The organism is Massilia genomosp. 1 (assembly GCF_011682185.1).
Classification (GTDB): Bacteria; Pseudomonadota; Gammaproteobacteria; order Burkholderiales; family Burkholderiaceae_D; genus Telluria_A; species Telluria_A rubra.
Window position 1 is genome coordinate 1 of sequence record NZ_WHJF01000299.1, and the last position, 1174, is coordinate 1174.

At 57.1% G+C, this 1174-nt stretch carries 2 protein-coding genes; one reads left to right on the top strand and one right to left on the bottom strand.

The genetic code is table 11. From position 1 onward, the window contains the following. Positions 1 to 81 precede the first annotated feature (81 nt). Complete coding sequence (locus F1735_RS33715; protein ID WP_167241380.1) at positions 82 to 564, top strand: DedA family protein; 483 nt, start codon at positions 82 to 84, stop codon at positions 562 to 564. 58 nt (positions 565 to 622) lie between these two features. Here the strand turns inward: F1735_RS33715 and F1735_RS33720 are convergent, their stop codons facing one another. Continuing rightward, positions 623 to 1051 (bottom strand): EamA family transporter, encoded by a 429-nt coding sequence (locus F1735_RS33720; protein ID WP_373888633.1) that lies wholly within the window; start codon positions 1049 to 1051, stop codon positions 623 to 625. Positions 1052 to 1174 lie beyond the last annotated feature (123 nt).

The window sequence follows — 1174 nt, forward strand, 5'->3', positions numbered from 1 at the left end:
CGCGCCGCCCGCCCTTGACCCTGCTCCGGACCGGACATCGACAAGCGCCGCAAGGCGCAGACATTCACAGCGGTAGCCGATATGGTAGCCGAAGTCAACTTCCACTCAAAACGGCATTGGGCCGTAATTTCCGGCACAGCTGGGTCGGTCGTCGGCACCCTACCATGGTATTTTGCCGGTAAATGGCTGGGGCAAGAACGCCTGCGTACATGGGCGGACAAGCATGGAAGATGGTTGACGGTGTCTGCGCAGGAACTCGACAAAGCCTTGTCAACTTTCAGTAGGCATGGCATGCCAGCGCTAATTATCGGGCGGCTGGTGCCCGCCGTCAGAACCCTAATTTCCGTTCCCGCCGGCGTGGCAGGCATTCCGCTGTTGCCCTTCCTGGCATATTCGATCGGCGGATCGCTGCTGTGGGTGTGCGCCTTGACGGGGGCCGGCTATGTCCTGCAAGAAAACTTCGAGGCAGTCGCATCCTATGTCGATCCAGTATCGAAGGCGCTTGTAGCTCTGGTCATCGTGGCATATCTTTATCGCCTCGTACGCTTTGGCCGCAGTAGGTGAAAAAGCGGCGACCGGCAACTAGCATAAGCACGGCGGCTGCCTCTGAACATGATGACGATCAGCGTTTCAGCGCGAGAACCAAGACGCCGCTCGCCACCAGAGCAATACCGCCCCAATCACCGAGCGAAGGGCGCTCGCCGAGGAACACGACAGCGAACAGCGCCACTAGTACCACGCTAAACTTGTCCACGGGCGCAACTTGCGATGCTTCGCCGAGCTGCAGCGCACGAAAATAACAGACCCACGACGCACCGGTTGTCAAGGCCGACAGTCCGAGGAACCACCAGGTTTTCGGCGCCAAGGCGGAAGGATTGATCCATTTATCCGTGTAAAGCACGAAGGCCGTCAATATGAAGGCGATCAAGATAGTTCTAACCAAGGTGGCAAAGTCCGCATCAACGCCAGCAATACCAATCTTGGCGAAAATCGCGGTCAGCGCCGCGAATACCGCGGACAATACTGCCCAGTAAAACCATTGTCCGCCCACCCCCTGTGTCAGACTACTTGTCGGGTGTGTTTTTGAACAAAGTATGTCGTGATCTTGAGCGTTGTAGTGGGGTTTTTAGGGTTCGTTCTTGTGCTGTACTTTTGACATCGTTTCCGGGAGCGG

Bases quoted from the DNA above. Each gene is read 5' to 3' on its own strand.
- F1735_RS33715 (WP_167241380.1), top strand. From the start codon at position 82: ATGGTAGCCGAAGTCAACTTCCACTCAAAACGGCATTGGGCCGTAATT.